The organism is Allobosea sp. NPDC055332 (assembly GCF_053645455.1).
Window position 1 is genome coordinate 87,806 of record NZ_JBSHMO010000003.1, and the last position, 15,160, is coordinate 102,965.

General features: G+C 67.4%; 15 protein-coding genes. 4 read left to right on the top strand and 11 right to left on the bottom strand.

Annotated features, from left to right (window positions below; genetic code table 11):
* The first annotated feature begins 19 nt into the window (after window positions 1-19).
* Window positions 20-1,066, top strand: a complete 1,047-nt coding sequence (locus tag ACWIGM_RS16775) for an aldo/keto reductase (RefSeq protein WP_454027101.1) — start codon at window positions 20-22, stop codon at window positions 1,064-1,066.
* A gap of 4 nt (window positions 1,067-1,070) precedes the next feature.
* Here ACWIGM_RS16775 and ACWIGM_RS16780 read toward each other — a convergent pair whose 3' ends face one another.
* From ACWIGM_RS16780 to ACWIGM_RS16815, 8 genes are all read right to left on the bottom strand, one after another.
* Window positions 1,071-1,562 (bottom strand): GAF domain-containing protein, encoded by a 492-nt coding sequence (locus ACWIGM_RS16780; RefSeq protein ID WP_454027102.1) that lies wholly within the window; start codon window positions 1,560-1,562, stop codon window positions 1,071-1,073.
* Window positions 1,563-1,937: 375 nt separating this feature from the next.
* The gene (locus ACWIGM_RS16785) at window positions 1,938-3,263 is read right to left on the bottom strand and encodes an LLM class flavin-dependent oxidoreductase (protein ID WP_454027103.1); all 1,326 of its coding nucleotides are present in this window, start codon (window positions 3,261-3,263) and stop codon (window positions 1,938-1,940) included.
* A gap of 286 nt (window positions 3,264-3,549) precedes the next feature.
* Window positions 3,550-4,545 carry a TRAP transporter substrate-binding protein gene (locus ACWIGM_RS16790; protein WP_454027104.1) on the bottom strand — a complete coding sequence of 332 codons (996 nt, stop codon included), beginning with the start codon at window positions 4,543-4,545 and terminating at the stop codon, window positions 3,550-3,552.
* 38 nt (window positions 4,546-4,583) lie between these two features.
* Window positions 4,584-5,867 carry a TRAP transporter large permease subunit gene (locus ACWIGM_RS16795; protein ID WP_454027105.1) on the bottom strand — a complete coding sequence of 428 codons (1,284 nt, stop codon included), beginning with the start codon at window positions 5,865-5,867 and terminating at the stop codon, window positions 4,584-4,586.
* Complete coding sequence (locus ACWIGM_RS16800; RefSeq protein WP_454027106.1) at window positions 5,867-6,409, bottom strand: TRAP transporter small permease; 543 nt, start codon at window positions 6,407-6,409, stop codon at window positions 5,867-5,869. The genes ACWIGM_RS16795 and ACWIGM_RS16800 overlap by 1 nt, the downstream gene beginning before the upstream one ends.
* Entirely contained in the window at window positions 6,409-7,374 is a 966-nt protein-coding gene (locus ACWIGM_RS16805; RefSeq protein ID WP_454027107.1) for an amidohydrolase family protein, read from the bottom strand. Before ACWIGM_RS16805 ends, ACWIGM_RS16800 begins: the two co-directional genes overlap by 1 nt.
* A 166-nt stretch (window positions 7,375-7,540) precedes the next feature.
* The gene (locus tag ACWIGM_RS16810; RefSeq protein ID WP_454027108.1) at window positions 7,541-8,938 is read right to left on the bottom strand and encodes a flagellar biosynthesis protein FlgA; all 1,398 of its coding nucleotides are present in this window, start codon (window positions 8,936-8,938) and stop codon (window positions 7,541-7,543) included.
* Between the two features lie 39 nt (window positions 8,939-8,977).
* Complete coding sequence (locus ACWIGM_RS16815) at window positions 8,978-9,649, bottom strand: cyclase family protein (protein WP_454027109.1); 672 nt, start codon at window positions 9,647-9,649, stop codon at window positions 8,978-8,980.
* Between the two features lie 119 nt (window positions 9,650-9,768).
* On the opposite strand from ACWIGM_RS16815, the gene ACWIGM_RS16820 reads away from it, so the two are divergent.
* The gene (locus ACWIGM_RS16820) at window positions 9,769-10,503 is read left to right on the top strand and encodes a GntR family transcriptional regulator (RefSeq protein ID WP_346359627.1); all 735 of its coding nucleotides are present in this window, start codon (window positions 9,769-9,771) and stop codon (window positions 10,501-10,503) included.
* 7 nt (window positions 10,504-10,510) lie between these two features.
* On the opposite strand, the gene ACWIGM_RS16825 is transcribed toward ACWIGM_RS16820, so the two are convergent.
* The 3 genes from ACWIGM_RS16825 to ACWIGM_RS16835 are packed head-to-tail and all read right to left on the bottom strand — an operon-like array spanning window position 10,511 to window position 13,378.
* Window positions 10,511-11,395 (bottom strand): NAD(P)-dependent oxidoreductase, encoded by an 885-nt coding sequence (locus tag ACWIGM_RS16825; protein ID WP_454027110.1) that lies wholly within the window; start codon window positions 11,393-11,395, stop codon window positions 10,511-10,513.
* Complete coding sequence (locus ACWIGM_RS16830) at window positions 11,392-12,174, bottom strand: enoyl-CoA hydratase/isomerase family protein (protein ID WP_454027111.1); 783 nt, start codon at window positions 12,172-12,174, stop codon at window positions 11,392-11,394. The genes ACWIGM_RS16825 and ACWIGM_RS16830 overlap by 4 nt, the downstream gene beginning before the upstream one ends.
* 10 nt (window positions 12,175-12,184) lie before the next feature.
* Entirely contained in the window at window positions 12,185-13,378 is a 1,194-nt protein-coding gene (locus ACWIGM_RS16835) for a CaiB/BaiF CoA transferase family protein (RefSeq protein ID WP_454027112.1), read from the bottom strand.
* Window positions 13,379-13,598: 220 nt separating this feature from the next.
* Between ACWIGM_RS16835 and ACWIGM_RS16840 the strand changes: the two genes are divergently transcribed.
* Together ACWIGM_RS16840 and ACWIGM_RS16845 are read left to right on the top strand one after the other, a co-directional pair.
* Entirely contained in the window at window positions 13,599-14,426 is an 828-nt protein-coding gene (locus ACWIGM_RS16840) for a phosphogluconate dehydrogenase C-terminal domain-containing protein (RefSeq protein WP_454027113.1), read from the top strand.
* 85 nt (window positions 14,427-14,511) lie between these two features.
* On the top strand, window positions 14,512-15,147 hold the full coding sequence (locus tag ACWIGM_RS16845; protein ID WP_454027114.1) for a pyridoxamine 5'-phosphate oxidase family protein: 636 nt from the start codon (window positions 14,512-14,514) through the stop codon (window positions 15,145-15,147).
* The last annotated feature ends 13 nt before the right edge of the window (window positions 15,148-15,160 follow it).

The following is a 15,160-nucleotide window of genomic DNA, read 5'->3' on the forward strand; positions in this document are numbered from 1 at the left end:
TCGTCGAAAGAGACACGTCATGCGCTATCAAACGCTTGGCCAGACCGGCCTGCTCGTCTCCGAATTGTGCCTGGGCACCATGACCTTCGGGGGCGGTGACACTGGCATCTGGGGCAATATCGGCCGGCTCGACCAGCAGGAGGCCGATGCGCTGGTGAAGACCGCGCTCGCTGCCGGCATCAATTTCATCGACACCGCCAATGTCTACGCCGAAGGCAATTCCGAGCGGATCACCGGGCAGGCCCTGCGCAATCTCGGCATCGCCCGCGACGAGGTCGTGGTCGCCACCAAGGTCTACGGCCGGATGGGGCAGGGGCCGAACGGCTCCGGCGCCAGCCGTTACCACATCCTCGAACAGGCCAAGGCCAGCCTGAAGCGACTCCAGCTCGACCATATCGACCTCTACCAGATCCACGCCTTCGACAGCGTCACGCCGATGGAGGAGACGCTGGAAGCGCTCGACGCGCTCGTCCGGCAGGGGCTGGTGCGCTATGTCGGCGTTTCCAACTGGGCGGCCTGGCAGGTCGCCAAGGCGCTCGGCATCAGCGAGCGGCGGCACCTTGCCCGCATCGCCTCGCTGCAGGCCTATTACACCATCGCCGGCCGCGACCTCGAGCGTGAGATCGCGCCGATGCTGCTCTCCGAGAAGGTCGGGCTGATGGTCTGGAGCCCGCTCGCCGGCGGCCTGCTCTCCGGCAAATACGATCGCCGCAACGAGCAGGGCGGTGAGGGCAGGCGCGCCAGCTTCGACTTCCCGCCGGTCGATCGCGAGCGCGGCTATGACGTGATCGACGCGATGCGTCCGATCGCCGAGGCGCACAAGGCCTCGGTCGCGCAGGTCGCGCTCGCCTGGCTGCTGCACCAGCCGGCCGTGACCAGCGTGATCGTCGGCGCCAAGCGGCCCGAGCAGCTCGCGGAGAACATTGCCGCGAGCGAGATCACCTTCACGGCCGAAGAGCTGGCGAAGCTCGACGCCGTCAGTGCTCTGCCGAAGGAATATCCGGGCTGGATGCTGGAGCGCCAGGGCGCGAACCGCAGCAAACCGGATCCGCGCCGGGTGGGTTGAGCCGTCAGAAGCGGTCGCTGGCTTCGAGATAGAGGCTGGCGATCGCTTCGATGCCGGCCTGGTCGTCGGCGTCGAAACGGCCGGGTTCCGGGCTATCGAGATCGATCACGCCGATGACCTCGCCATCACGGATCAGCGGCACGACCAGCTCGGAACGCGAGGCGGCATCGCAGGCGATATGGCCGGGGAAGGCATGCACATCCTCGACCAGCACTGACTCGCGTCGCGCCACCGCCGTGCCGCAGACGCCGCGCCCGACCGGGATGCGCACGCAGGCCGGCTTGCCCTGGAAAGGTCCGAGCACCAGCTCGCCGCCGCGCATCAGATAGAAGCCGGCCCAGTTCAGCCGCGGCATCGCATCATAGAGCAGCGCCGACAGGTTGGCGGCGTTGGCGATCGCATCGCGCTCGCCATGCAGCAGGCCTTCGAGCTGCTGGACCAGATCCCTGTAGAAGCCCGGCTTGTCGCTGGCCGAGATCGTCGCCGCCTGGAACATCGTCGCCTCCGTAAAGTCGCGGCTGGATATGCGCCGCCGGAGCGGGTTTTGCGAGGGCTATTGCCGGCCGGAGGGCGGGGGGCAGCTGCGCGTCCAGAGCAGGAAGGCGGAGAGCCGCCGCAACTGCCGCCTGGCGAAGTAAAGCACGTAGACCATCATGCGTCTCCAGATCGGGAGCCCACGACAATCTCGTGGCGCTTTTAGCTTTGGTGACGCGGTGCAAGCTGCTCCGGCAAATCCCGCGATCGGCCCGCATCGCTGCGGTTCGATGTTCAGATCATTCGCAATCGCCGCTCCGGGGTCAATGAAACGGCTGTTCAAAGGTTTGATGACAATTGGCGAAATCGTCCGCGGCGGCGTCTCGCCGGGGAAGGTTCAGGCGAAATGGCGATTGGCCGGCCGCGGCAGGCCGAGATGGTCGCGCAGCGTCGGCCCCTGATACTCCCGGCGGAACAGGCCGCGCCGCTGCAATTCCGGCACGACCTTGTCGACGAAGTCGTCGAGCCCTTCCGGCAGATAGGGGAACATCACGTTGAAGCCGTCGCTGCCGCGCTCGGTGAGCCATTGCTCCATCTCGTCGGCGATCGTCTTGGGCGTGCCGACGAAAGCGAGCCCGCCATAGCCACCGAGGCGCTGGGCAAGCTGGCGCACGGTCAGGTTCTCGCGGCGGGCGAGCGCGATCGTCCGCTCGCGGCCGCTCTTGCTGTGGTTGGTCTCTGGAATCTCGGGGAGAGGGCCGTCCGGATCGAAGCCGGTCGCGTCATGACCGAGCGCGATCGAGAGCGAGGCGATGGCGCTGTCATAGTGCACGAAGGAATCGAGCAGCGCCCGCTTCTCGCGGGCTTCCTCGACGCTGTCGCCGACCACGGTCAGCACGCCCGGCAGGATCTTGAGGTGATCGGGATTGCGGCCGACCTTTTCCATCCGGCCCTTCACATCGGCGTAGAAGGCCTGGCCGGCAGCGAGCGTGCCATGCGCCGCGAACACGACCTCTGCCGTCTCGGCCGCGAGCTGGCGGCCGAGCTCGGAGGCGCCGGCCTGGACGATCACCGGCCAGCCCTGCGGCGGCCTTGCGATATTGAGCGGCCCTCGGACCGAGAGATGTTCGCCCTTGTGATCGATGCGCCGCATTTTATCCGGGTCGAAATAGAGTCCGCTCTCGCGATCGCGGATAAAGGCGTCGTCGGCGAAGGAATCCCATAGCCCGGTGACGACATCGTAGAATTCGCGCGCCCGGTCATAGCGTTCGCCGTGGTCGACCTCGGCATCGAGGCCGAAGTTCAGCGCCGCGTCCGGGTTCGAGGTCGTGACGATGTTCCAGCCGGCGCGGCCGCCGCTGATATGGTCGAGCGAGGCGAAGCGCCGGGCGATGTGATAGGGCGCGTCGAAGGTGGTCGAGGCGGTGGCGACGAGGCCGATGCGCTCGGTCGCGCCGGCAAGCGCCGAGAGCAGGGTGAACGGCTCGAACGAGGTCACCGTGTGGCTGCGCTTCAGCGCCTCGACCGGCATGTTCAGCACGGCGAGATGGTCGGCCATGAAGAAGGCGTCGAACTTGCCGGCCTCGAGCTTCCTGGCGAAGCGCTTCAGGTGGTCGAAATTGAAGTTCGCATCGGGATAGGCGCCGGGATAGCGCCAGGCGCCGGTATGGATGCTGACGGGGCGCATGAAGGCCCCCAAGTGAAGCTGGCGCGCGGTCGTCATGGCTGGCCTCGGCAGGCGGTTGCTCAGTGGAGGCTGAGCTATGCCTGTGTCCGCCGCTGCGCCATGGCTTCGCGCAAAAAGCCAAGAATCTTCTCTTTGGATCAGCAGCTACGCCAAAATTGTCTTCCTGGGCTGAGAGATAGGGAGAATTGCTCTCCCTTCGGCGGAGCCATTCGCGTCATGGTCGGGCTTGTCCCGACCATTCACGTCTTCACTCGGCCAGCGCAGTGTTCAAGACGTGGATGCTCGCCACAAGGGCGAGCATGACGGCGTTGGCGTCCGTCCCTCAGACAGCCGCCTTCTTGATCGCGTCCAGCACGTCGCTGCCGTACTTGCCGACGAACTCCTTTTCGACCTCGGCAGTGACGATCTTGGCGAAGGAGTCGCGATCGGGGGTCTCGACCGCTTGCATGCCGGCCTTCTTCAATTCGGCGAGGCTCGAGCCTTCCGTATCCTCGTTCATCTTGCGCTGGATGCCGGCGCATTCCAGCGCGATGGCAGCCAGCATCTGCTGGATATCGGCCGGCATCGCGTCGAATTTGCTCCTGTTCATCACGACCGGGCCGGTGGTGAAGGCATGGCGCGTCAGCGAGAGATGCTTCTGCACCTCGTTGAACTTGGCGTTGAGGATCAGTGTCACCGGGTTCTCCTGGCCGTCGACCGTGCCGGTCTCCAGCGCGGTGAAGAGCTCGGTGAAGGCCATCGGGGTCGGGATCGCGCCGAGCAGCTGGAAGGCCTTGATATGGGCCGGGTTCGGCGTGGTGCGGATCTTGAGGCCCTTGAGATCGGGGGCGGCCGCGACCGGACGGCGGTTGTTGGTGAGGTTGCGCCAGCCGATCTCCCAGGTGGCGAGCGCCTTGAGGTTCGAGCCTTCGAGCTCCTTGCGCAGGCCGTCGCCGATCGGGCCGTCCATCACGGCGGCCGCGTGCTTGCGGCTCTGGATCAGGAAGGGCAGGTCGAGCACGTTGAGCTTGGGCGCCAGGCCGGTGAAGAAAGGGTTGCCGGTCAGGCAGATGTCGAGCGAGCCGCCGCGCACCGCGCTGATCGTCTGGGCATCGGAGCCGAGCGCACCGTTCGGGAAGACCTGGACCTCATAGCGGCCCTGGCTCTTGGCCTTGACCTGCTCGGCAAAGAGCAGGGCGGCCTTGTGCCAGCTGTCGGCTTCCGGGTGCGGGTGGGCGAAGCGCAGCTTCACCGCCTGCGCCAAGGCCGGGTGGCCGATGGCGAAGAGGCCGATGCCGGCGCCAGCGCCGGTCAAAGCGGTCCTGCGGGTGATGGTCATGAGCTTGTCCTCCCTGTTTTGTTGTGGGGGCGGGCGCCTCAGCGCCCGTAGAGCCAGCGCGCCGGGACCGTGACGATCTCGGGCACGAAGATCAGCAGCAGCAGCACGGCGAGCTGCGCCAGCAGGAACGGCATGACGCCCTTGATGACGCGGTCCATCGGGATGCGGCCGACGGCGCAGACGACGTTGAGCACCGTGCCGACTGGCGGTGTGAGCAGGCCGATGGCGTTGTTGATGATGAACATCACGCCGAAATAGACCGGATCGATGCCGGCCTGCTTGACGATCGGCATCAGCACCGGCGTCAGGATCAGCACGGTCGGGATGAAGTCGAGCGCGGTGCCGACGACGACGACGAGCAGCATCATCGCCAGCATCAGCAGGGTCTTGTTGTCGATCAGCGGGCCGAGCAGGGCCGAGACCTGGGCGGGAATGTCGGCGATGGTGATCAGCCAGGCCGAGACCATCGCCGCCGCGACCAGGAACATCACAGCCGCCGAGGTCTTCAGCGCCGCGAGCAAAGCGGGGCGCAGATGCTCGAATTTCAGCTCGCGATAGATGAATCCGCCGACGAAGGCGGCATAGACCGCAGCGACCACAGCCGCTTCGGTCGGCGTGAAGGCGCCGGCCTTCATGCCGCCGATGATCAATACCGGCAGGCCGAGCGCCCAGAGCCCGTCGAGGACCGCCTGGCCAATCTCGCGTAAGGATGCGCGCTTGACGCGGGCGGCCGGCTCGTCGCGGGCGACGATGTACCAGGTGATCAGCAAGGCGACGCCCATCAGGATGCCGGGTACGATGCCGGCGATGAACAGCCGCGTGATCGAGACGCCGGCGGCGACGCCGAAGACGACGAAGCCGATCGAGGGCGGGATCACCGGCGCAATGATGCCGCCGGCCGAGATCAGTCCGGCGGCGCGCGGCAGGTTGTAGCCGGCCTGCTTCATCATCGGCAGCAGGATCGCGGCGAGCGCGGCGGTGTCGGCGACGGCCGAGCCGGAAATGCTCGCCATCACCAGCGCCGCCAGCACCGCGACGTAGCCGAGCCCGCCGCGGACATGGCCGATCAGCGTCACCGCGAGCGCGATGATCCGGCGCGACAGGCCGCCGGCATTCATCAATTCGCCGGCGAGCATGAAAAAGGGCACGGCCATCAGCGGGAAAGAATCGGCGCCGCCGATCAGGTTCTGCGCCAGGATCTGCGAGTCGAAGGTGTCGAGCTGCAGCATCAGCGCGACGCCGCAGACCAGCAGCGCCATCGCGATCGGCATGCCGAGCGCCATCGCCCCGATCAGCGAGCCCAGGAAGATGAAGACGGTCATCAGCGCTTCTCCGCCGCCTGCTGGTTCTCGAAGGCGGTGAGCTCTTCCGATTCCGCCCCGACGACGAGCTCGTCATCCGGCATGCGGCCGGTCAGGAGACGCGTCAGCGCGATCAGATTGAGCGCGCCGATGCCGATGCCGCCGACGAGGCCGGCGAGGTAGGTCACCGCGACCGGCACGCCGGTGACCGGCTGGTGGTTCTCGATATTGATGACGCCCTGCTGCCAACAGCCGACGATCAGCATGCCCATGCAGAGCAGCGACAGCGCCTCGACCGCGAGCCGGCACCACCAGCGGCCGTTGCGGCCGAGCATGGTGACGACGGTGGTCATGCCGAGATGCTGGCCGTCCTTCGCCACCAGGAACGCGCCGCCGAAGGTCAGCCAGACGAAGATCAGCCGCGACAATTCCTCCGAGGAGATGATGCCGGAGCTGAAGGCGTAGCGCAGCACGACATTGCCGAAGACCATCGCGATCATCACGACGAAGCCGGCGATCAGTACGTCTTCGGTCAGGCGCAGGAGCAAGGCGCGTAGTTTCATCAGGCGGCTCCGTTGGCGGCGAGCCCGTACCAGCGCGCGGCGTTGTCGTGGAACAAAGCGAGGCGCTCAGTGGCCGGCCGCTCATGGACCGCCGCCTTGAACACGTCGAATATCGTGCCGAACGGAGCGCAGAGGCTGTCGACCGGGAAATTGCTGGCGAAGGCACAGCGCTCGATGCCGAAAGCCGAGATCACGCCGTCGATCACCGGCGCCTGCAACTCCAACGTCCACTGCTGCCCGGGTACGCCGATGCCGGAGATCTTGGCGACCGCATTGGGCTCGTGCGCCAGCCGGTCCAGGGCTGCGCGCCAGGCGGCTAGCCCCTCGGCGCTGCGATCGGCAGGCAGGCCGGCATGGTTCAGGATGATGGTGGTCTCGGGGAAATCGCGGGCGAGCTCGGCGGCTTCGTCCAGATGCCACCACGGCGTCTGCAGGTCGAAGTTGAGCCCGGCGCCGGCTAGCAGGGCGTAGCCGTCGCGCCATCTGCGATCACGCATCGAGCCGGGCGCGGCGAAATCCGGTCGGTGATCGGCGCGGGCGACGGCCTTGGGCTTGTGCCGGACGCTGCGAACCAGCGGCATCTCCCGATAGGCCGCGACGACCTCGGCGGCATCGTCGCGATCGAGCCAGATCTGGCCGATCGCGGCGCTCGGCAGACGGTGCTCCAGCGCGACCTCGGAAGCCCAGCGCATCTCGCCGATCGGATCGCGCGGGTCCCATTCGCCTTCCATCAGCACGCTGCCGACGACGAGATGTCCGTCGATGGTGCGGCGATAATCGGCCGGCATGAAGTCGCGCTTGATCGCGCTGTAGTCGCCATAGCGGAAGGCGACCGGGTGGTCGCTCAGCCAGGGGTGATAATTGCGCGCAAGATCGAAGAAATGGTGGTGGGCGTCGATGATCGGCAGATCATCATCGGCGCCGGAGGCGAGGAAGCGGGCGCGCTGGTCGGAGCTGGCGACCATGGCTCAGCTCCGCTGCGGCGGAAGGCAGGTGTGGTTCGGGCTGTGCCCGGCCGGTCCGGTGCTCGCGCCCGTCATCCCTGCCTCCCGATGGTTTCCTCAGCGGTCGCCCGCTTTCGATTAGTTTTATCTGAGTGTTGTATGCTGCATACAGAATGTTGCCGCAAAGTCAAAGCGCGCCGGGGTTGAACAGCGCGTCCTGCTCGCGGCGCAGGCGAACCAGTGTGGTGCTTTCGTCGAGTGCGATGTCGGCGCAGGTGACGACGGCACCGCGCGCCACCTTGCGCACCACCGGCCGGCCGGCAGTGAGGTAATACGGAACCGGCTCGCTCGGCCCGAGCGGTCGGGCAGGGGTCAATTGCGGCTCCAGCCCCTCGATGACATGGCGATAGCCCATGGTCAGCGTCTCGCCGGGTTCGAGGTCGTGGCTCGCCCGTGCCGTCAGGTCGACGCGCGGCAGCACCTCGGCGCCACCGGTCGACTGGCCGAGCAGCGCGGCGGACAGCGCCGACATCGGCGCCTCTGCCCCGAGCAGGTGCACCGGATTGTGCAGCAGGACGTAGCGGCCATCCGGCGAGCAGGGGATGCCTTTGCCGGCAAAGAGCTTGCCGGTGGCGAGGTCCGGCGTCTCGGCGATCACGAAGACGCCGCCGGCGAAGGAGAGCTCGTCCGGCCTTCTCAGGCAGTTGAACATGTCGACGCGGCCGGTGCCGGAGAGCAGGCCGCCTTCGGCCGCCGGCCGGAAGAGGCTCGGCAATTCGGTGGTTCGCGCGATCGGTGCATGCATCGCGGCCACGTCCGGCATCAGCCCGGTATGGTTGGCGACGATGCCCATCTCGCAGAGATCGGGCACGGTGGCGCGCGGGAAGGGCAGCTTTGCGCGGGCGTCGAGCAGGCCACGCGGATCGCTGCCGAGCTTGCCAAAGGCCGCGGCGAAATCGGCTGCCGGCACGGCCTTCTCCCAGGCCGTCACAGTGCCGGCCTCCGGATCCCAGACGAAATCGGATTCAGATGACTTGCCGGCGGCGACGATCGGCAGGCCGAGTACGCGGGCCCAGCCGATCAGGCCGATCAGCAGGCTCGGCTGGTCGCCGTCGACCGGGGTATGCACAACGCCGTTCTGCCTGGCACGATGCGCCAGGATCGGGCCGATGATGCATTCGGCCTCCTTGGTCACCATGACGAGATGGCGCCCGGCTTCGATCGCCGCGAGTGCGGTCATCGCTGCGCCTTCCGGATCGCCGGTCGCCTCGACGACGACATCGACCGGCAACCCTTCGAGATGGGCGGCATCGCCGATCAGCGCGACCAGCCCGCGATCGAGCGCGGCCTTGGCCTCGGCGGTGCTATGGCAGGCGATGATCTCGCCCTCGCTCAGGCCGCCGGCGAGCGCCGCCTTGCGGGCGCGGCCGATGTCGAGGTCGCAGACGACGCGCGGCTCGATATGCGGGGCCCGCCGGGCCTGGCCGATGAAGCTCGCGCCGAATTCGCCGGCGCCGACCAGGGCGGCGGAGATCACGCGATCGGGCGCGCTGGGCTTCAGCGCGAACAGGTTCTCGATGTTCACTGGGGTCGCTTTCGTTCGATTGGGGCAGGGCGGCGGCCGTCAGACGGCCAGGCCCTCAATGGCGTAGATGCGGGCGGGGGCGCCGTCGGCGTTGGGGATCAGCAGCGGCGCTGCCGAGAACAGGTTGCGCGGCGCCGTCAGTCTGCTGGTGTTGACGACGTATTCGATCAGCGTGACGCCGTGGCTGAGCAGGACGTGGTGGGTGACATGCTCGGGCTTGGGCACCTCCTTGCCTTCGAGCAGGAGGCGGATCGGATAGTCCTGAGGGAAGTCGAAGGCGACGGCGGTCGGCTTGCGCTCCGCCAGCCACTGCGCCGCCTCCAGCGTCAGCCAGGGCGCTTCGGTCCAGAATCTCTTGTCATGATAGTCGCGCCGGTCGTTCCACTGCGTCGCCAGCAGCAGGATCTCGCCATCGGCCCCGCCGGCATCGGCAGCGGCGAGGTGCTCGGGGCCGATCGGCTCGTTAGCGGGGCGCCCGCTCAAATCGAGCACCCGGCAGGGGCCGACCACCCGGCTCAGCGGCGTCGCCTCGATCGTCGGCGCGCCGGCGACGAAATGGGCGGGCGCATCGACATGCGAGAAGCCATGGCAGGGGCCGTTGATCTTCGACACCCGGAACTGGTCGCCCGCCGCGATGTCGCCCTTGATCGAAAGCTCCACCGGCCAGCGGAAATGCGGCGCGATCGGCATGGAAAGGTCGACGATGTGCATGGCGCTGTCCGGATTGCGGAAAGGGATGCCGGCTCGCCGGCGGCTCCGTTCTAGGTGCCTGAATTCTTGTATGCAAGAATTTTTCGACAGCGGAGCGGCCACGCGATATACAGAGCGTCATGGATAGTCCGGCCGACACGACCCCGCTCGCAGCGCTTCTCGCTCAGGTTCCGCAGCCCGAGCCGGGCCGGCGCAAGGGCGCCCTGCACGGCAGCACGGTCGCAAAACTACGCAATCTGATCGTCACCGGGGCGCTGGCGCCGGGCGCCAAGCTGAACGAGCGCGAGCTCTGCCTGCAGCTCGGCGTCTCACGCACGCCGGTGCGTGAGGCGATCAAGACGCTGACCCAGGATGGCTTGTTGCGGGCGCTGCCGAACAAGTCGTCGGTGGTAGCCGAGCTCGATGTCGGCGAGATCGAGGCGCTGATCGATGTCGTCTCGACGATCGAGGGCCTGGCCGGCGAACTCGCCGCGGCGCGCGCCACCGACGAAGCCGTCGCCGAGATCGGCATGTTGCATTACAGGATGATGCTGCATCACACCCGCGACGAGCTGCCGGGTTATTTCGAGGCCAACAAGGCCTTCCATCGCCGCATCGTCGAACTCTCCGGCAATCCCGTCCTGCTCTGGATCTGGGAACTGCTGGCGCTCCGGGTCGACCGCGCCCGCTACTCCTCGAACCTCTGGCCGAAGCGCTGGAAGATGGCGATCCAGGAACATGAGCAGATCCTGGCAGCGCTCACCGCCGGCGATGCCGCGCTGGCGAGCCAGCGCCTGCGCGAGCATGTCCGCAATGGTCTCTCCGGGCTCGTCGCGGCGCTGAAGGACAAGGCCGCCAAGCCGGACGGCGCCTGATCGCAGGTCAGTGTGGAGGCTGCTCGACCTCCGGCAGCAGCTTCAGCACTGCGATCGCGTCGAGCTCGCTATCGCCCTGCGCGACCAGCATCCGATAGAGCGTCGTTGCCTGGGCGACCATCGGCATGGCGAGGTGTTGCTCGCGCCCGGCCTCCATCAGCATCTCCAGGTCCTTCAGCACCTGCCTGGCATAGCCCTTCGGCGCGAAGTCGCGCGCGACCATGCGCGGCATCATCGCCTGCAGTACCGCCGAATTGCCGAGGCCCGGCGCCAGCGCCGCCGGGATCTTGTCGGCATCGACGCCATAGGCCTCGGCCAGCCGCAGCGATTCCGCCACGACGACATAGTTGGTCAGGCACAGCGCCTGGTTGACCAGCTTGGTGGCTTGGCCGGCGCCGACCGCGCCCATATGGGTGAAGAGGCCGAGGCTCTCGGCCAGCGGCCGCACAGCCTCGATCGTCTCCGGCGCGCCGCCGGCCATGATCGCGAGCTTGCCGGCTTCCGCTGCTGGTGGCCCGCCCGAGACCGGCGCATCGATGAAACCGATGCCGGCTTCCGCCAGCGCCACGCCGAGTGCCTTGGTCACGCCGATCTCGGTCGTCGAGAAGTCGATGACGATCGCGCCCGGCTTCGGCTTCGTAGAGAGGATGCCGCCTTCGCCTGTTACCACCATCTGCACCGCCTTGGTGGTGGTGACCGCAATGCAGACGGGATTGGCGCGCTCGGCGACCTCGGCCGGGGAGGCGGCGAGGGTAACGCTGAGCGCCTCGGCTTCAGCCCGCCGGGCCGGGTCGAGATCGTAGCCGACCACCTTGCGGCCGGTCGCGATCAGGCGCTTGCAGAAGCCAGCGCCCATCAGCCCGAGGCCGATGAAGCCGATCGTCTCGCTCATTTGCCCTGCCAGTTCGGCGTGCGCTTGCCGAGGAAGGCTTCCATGCCCTCGCGGAAATCGGCGCTGGTATAGCAGAGTGTGACGAGGTCATCGCCGTGGATATCGGCGCTCGCCGCGGCCGTGAGCCGGCGCAGCGCCTCCTTGGTGGCGCGCATCGTCAGCGGGGCGTGGCCGCGGATCGTCTCCGCCAGCTCCTTCACCCGCGTCATCAGCGCGGCATGGTCGGCGACAAGCTCGTTGTAGAGGCCGATGCGATGGCCTTCTTCGGCCTCGACCAGCCTTGCGGTGAAGATGATGTCCTTGACGCGGGCCGGGCCGAGCAGGCTGGCGAGCCGGGCATAGTTCGCCATCGACAGGCAGTTGCCGAGCGTGCGCGCCACCGGGAAGCCGAAACGGGCCGATTGTGTCGCGATCCGGAGGTCGCAGGCGCAGGCGATTGCCGCGCCGCCGCCGGTGACCGCGCCCGCAATCGCCGCGATGGTCGGCACCATGCAGCTTTCGATCGTGGTGATCACCCGCTCGATCCGGTTCTCATAGGCGAGGGCGTCCTCCGCTGTCTTGAACTCGCGGAACTGCGAGATGTCGGTGCCGGCGGCGAAGGCCTTCTCGCCGGCGCCGGTGACGACGAACACCTTCGGCGCGCCATGCTTCTCGGGGTTGCCGAGGATCTCGGCCAGCCCCTCATACATGGCGAAGGTCAGCGCATTGCGCGCCTGCGGCCGGTTGAGCGTGACCGTGCCGACGCCATCGGCGACGTCGTAGAGAATCTCGTCGTTCATCGGATGCCTTTCAGATCGCGCCTTCGGCCTTGAGGCCGGCAATGGCCGCCTCGTCGAAGCCGAGCTCGGTGAGGATTTCGAGGTTGTGGTCGCCGGCGTCAGGCGTCGGCGTCGCGATGCTGGAGGGCGTGCGTGACAGGCTGACGGGCTGGCCGACGACGCGGATGTCGCCGATCGCGGGATGATTGACCGGCTGCGCGATGCCGAGGTGCTGCACCTGCGGATCGTCGAAGACGGCATCGACCGCATAGATCGGCCCGGCCGGCACCGAGGCCTTCTCGCAGGCGTCGAGCCAGTAGGCGCTGTCCTGCGTCGACATGATCTCCTCGAGCAGCACGCGCAGTTCCGGCCGCGCCGCGAAGCGCTTCTCCATGCTGTCATAGCGCGGATCGGTCGCGAGCTCCGGCCGGCCGAGCGCGCCGCAGAAGGAGCGCCAATGGCCCTCGGCACCGACGCCGAGATTGATGTGGCCGTCGCGCGTCGCATAGACGCCCATCGGCGTCGCATAGGGATGGTCGTTGCCGGCCTGCGGCGGCACCTTGCCCTCGACCAGATAGCGCGCGACCTGGAAGTCCATCATGCCGATCTGCGCTTCGAGCAGCGAGGTCTGCACCCACTGCCCCTTGCCGGAGATGGCGCGTTCCTGCAGCGCCACCAGCGCCCCGATCGCGCCATAGAGCCCGGCGGCGGAATCGGCGACGGCGATGCCGGCGCGCACTGGCCCCTGGCCGGGCAGGCCGGTCACCGACATCATCCCGCCCATGCCCTGGGCGATCTGGTCGAAGCCGGCGCGCAGGCGATAGGGCCCGCTCTGGCCGAAGCCCGAGATCGAGACCAGGATCAGGCGTGGGTTGAGCGCATGCAGCGTCTCGAAATCGAGGCCGAGCCGCTCCTTCACATCCGGCCGGAAGTTTTCGACCAGCAGGTCGGCATCGGCGATCAGCTTGCGCAGGATCGCCTTGCCGGACTCGGTCTTCAGATTGAGCGTCAGCGAGCGCTTGTTCCGGTGCAGGTTCTGCATGTCGTAGCCATGCCGCGGCCCGCTCATGTTTTCGTTCGGATCGAGCCCCGGTGGGCTTTCGATCTTGATCACGTCCGCGCCGAAATCGGCGAAGATGCGGGCGCAGGTCGGCCCGGCGCGCACGCGCGTCAGGTCGAGCACGCGCAAGCGTTCGAGGGCGGTGGACGGCGTCGGGCGAGGCATGATGATCCGGATGCGTGACGAGGGGGCCGACTATCCCGTCATCGTTCCGGGGCGTCAATCTTTGACGCCATCTTGCATGCAAGATCGGCAGGCGACCCATGCGTCAGCCGGACAACGGGAGTACACGAGCGTTGGAACACCGGCGTTGACGTCCGGCGGAAAGCCTTGCGAGCTTGTCGGACAGCGTCGGCAACGGACGCGCGCACGCAGGAGAACGACGATGACGGTGGTCGCACTGTTCGGTGCCGGCGGCAAGATGGGCATGCGGCTTGGCCGCAATCTCGCCCGTTCGCGCTTCGAGACGCGCCATGTCGAGATCAGCCCGGCTGGCCAGGAGCGCATTCGTGAGGCTTTTGGCGCCGCCTGCACCGCGCCGGATGCGGCGATCAACGGGGCTGACGTCGTGATCCTGGCCGTGCCAGATACAGCCGTCGGCGCGGTGGCCGCCGGTCTCGTGCCAAAGCTGGCGGCCGGGACGATCGTTATCATCCTCGACGCCGCGGCACCCCATGCCGGTCATCTGCCTGAGCGGGCCGACATCACCTATTTCGTCACCCATCCCTGCCATCCGCCGATCTTCAATGACGAGACCGAGGAGGCGGCGCGCGCCGATCATTTCGGCGGCATCGCCGCCAAGCAGCACATCGTCAATGCATTGATGCAGGGGCCGGAGGCGCACTACGCCCTCGGCGAGGAGGTGGCGCGGGCGATCTGGGCGCCGGTGATGCGCTCGCACCGCGTTACCGTCGAGCAGATGGCGATCCTCGAGCCCGGCCTATCGGAAACCGTCTGCGCCACGCTGCTCGACGCGATGCGCGAGGCGATGGAGGAGGCGATCGCCCGCGGCGTGCCGCGCGAGGCGGCGCGCGATTTCCTGCTCGGTCATATGAACATCCTGGCGGCCGTGACCTTCGGCGAAGTCCAGGGCGTGTTCTCCGACGCCTGCAACAAGGCGATTGTCTTCGGCAAGGAGACGATCCTGAAACCTGACTGGAAGCGCCTGTTCGAGCCGCAGGAGATCGCCGACAGCGTCCGGCGCATCACCTGAGGTTGTGCGGCGAGGCTTCGGTCGATTTCGAAGCCATGTTATGCCTGCTTCGCCGGCCGGGTCGGCATGCTTTTGGAGACATGAAATGAGCGCGATCAGCCAGAAGCCGGGCACGACGGTCGACGATGCAGCTCAACTGCGCGCGATCGTTGGCGAAGAGTCCCTGGTCGTGCAGAAGAAGGTGCTCGACCGGCTCGACAAGTTTTGCCGCGACTTCATCGCGCTCTCGCCCTTTCTCGTGCTGGCCACCGCCGACAGCGAGGGCGGCGTGGATGCCAGCCCGCGCGGCGACGGGCCGGGCTTCGTCGAGGTGCTCGACGAGCGGACGCTGCTGATCCCCGATCGGCGCGGCAACAACCGGGTCGATTCCTTCCGCAACGTGCTGAGTTCGCCGGGCGTCGGCCTGGTCTTCTTCGTGCCGGGCATCACCGAGACGCTGCGCGTCAACGGCAGGGCCCGGATGACGACGGACGCTGCGCTGCTGGAGCCGATGGCCATGCAGGAGAAGGCGCCGAAGCTCGGCCTGATCGTCGAGGTCGACGAAGCCTATTTCCATTGTGGCAAGGCGCTGCTCCGCTCGAAGCTCTGGGCGCAGGAGGCGCAGGTCGAGCGCTCGAGCTTCCCGACGCTCGGCCGCATCGTCGCTGAGCAGACCAGGGCGGTCGATGCCGCCGAGGCCGACGCTAATCTGGAAGAGGCCTACCGCTCGCGGCTCTATTGAGCGCGCGCGGCCG

Excerpts from the sequence above, each read along its gene's own strand:
- ACWIGM_RS16775 (WP_454027101.1), top strand. The coding sequence starts at position 20 with ATGCGCTATCAAACGCTTGGCCAGACCGGCCTGCTCGTCTCCGAATTG.
- ACWIGM_RS16780 (WP_454027102.1), bottom strand. The coding sequence starts at position 1,562 with ATGTTCCAGGCGGCGACGATCTCGGCCAGCGACAAGCCGGGCTTCTAC.
- ACWIGM_RS16785 (WP_454027103.1), bottom strand. The coding sequence starts at position 3,263 with ATGACGACCGCGCGCCAGCTTCACTTGGGGGCCTTCATGCGCCCCGTC.
- ACWIGM_RS16790 (WP_454027104.1), bottom strand. The coding sequence starts at position 4,545 with ATGACCATCACCCGCAGGACCGCTTTGACCGGCGCTGGCGCCGGCATC.
- ACWIGM_RS16795 (WP_454027105.1), bottom strand. The coding sequence starts at position 5,867 with ATGACCGTCTTCATCTTCCTGGGCTCGCTGATCGGGGCGATGGCGCTC.
- ACWIGM_RS16800 (WP_454027106.1), bottom strand. The coding sequence starts at position 6,409 with ATGAAACTACGCGCCTTGCTCCTGCGCCTGACCGAAGACGTACTGATC.
- ACWIGM_RS16805 (WP_454027107.1), bottom strand. The coding sequence starts at position 7,374 with ATGGTCGCCAGCTCCGACCAGCGCGCCCGCTTCCTCGCCTCCGGCGCC.
- ACWIGM_RS16815 (WP_454027109.1), bottom strand. The coding sequence starts at position 9,649 with ATGCACATCGTCGACCTTTCCATGCCGATCGCGCCGCATTTCCGCTGG.
- ACWIGM_RS16820 (WP_346359627.1), top strand. The coding sequence starts at position 9,769 with ATGGATAGTCCGGCCGACACGACCCCGCTCGCAGCGCTTCTCGCTCAG.
- ACWIGM_RS16825 (WP_454027110.1), bottom strand. The coding sequence starts at position 11,395 with ATGAGCGAGACGATCGGCTTCATCGGCCTCGGGCTGATGGGCGCTGGC.
- ACWIGM_RS16830 (WP_454027111.1), bottom strand. The coding sequence starts at position 12,174 with ATGAACGACGAGATTCTCTACGACGTCGCCGATGGCGTCGGCACGGTC.
- ACWIGM_RS16835 (WP_454027112.1), bottom strand. The coding sequence starts at position 13,378 with ATGCCTCGCCCGACGCCGTCCACCGCCCTCGAACGCTTGCGCGTGCTC.
- ACWIGM_RS16840 (WP_454027113.1), top strand. The coding sequence starts at position 13,599 with ATGACGGTGGTCGCACTGTTCGGTGCCGGCGGCAAGATGGGCATGCGG.
- ACWIGM_RS16845 (WP_454027114.1), top strand. The coding sequence starts at position 14,512 with ATGAGCGCGATCAGCCAGAAGCCGGGCACGACGGTCGACGATGCAGCT.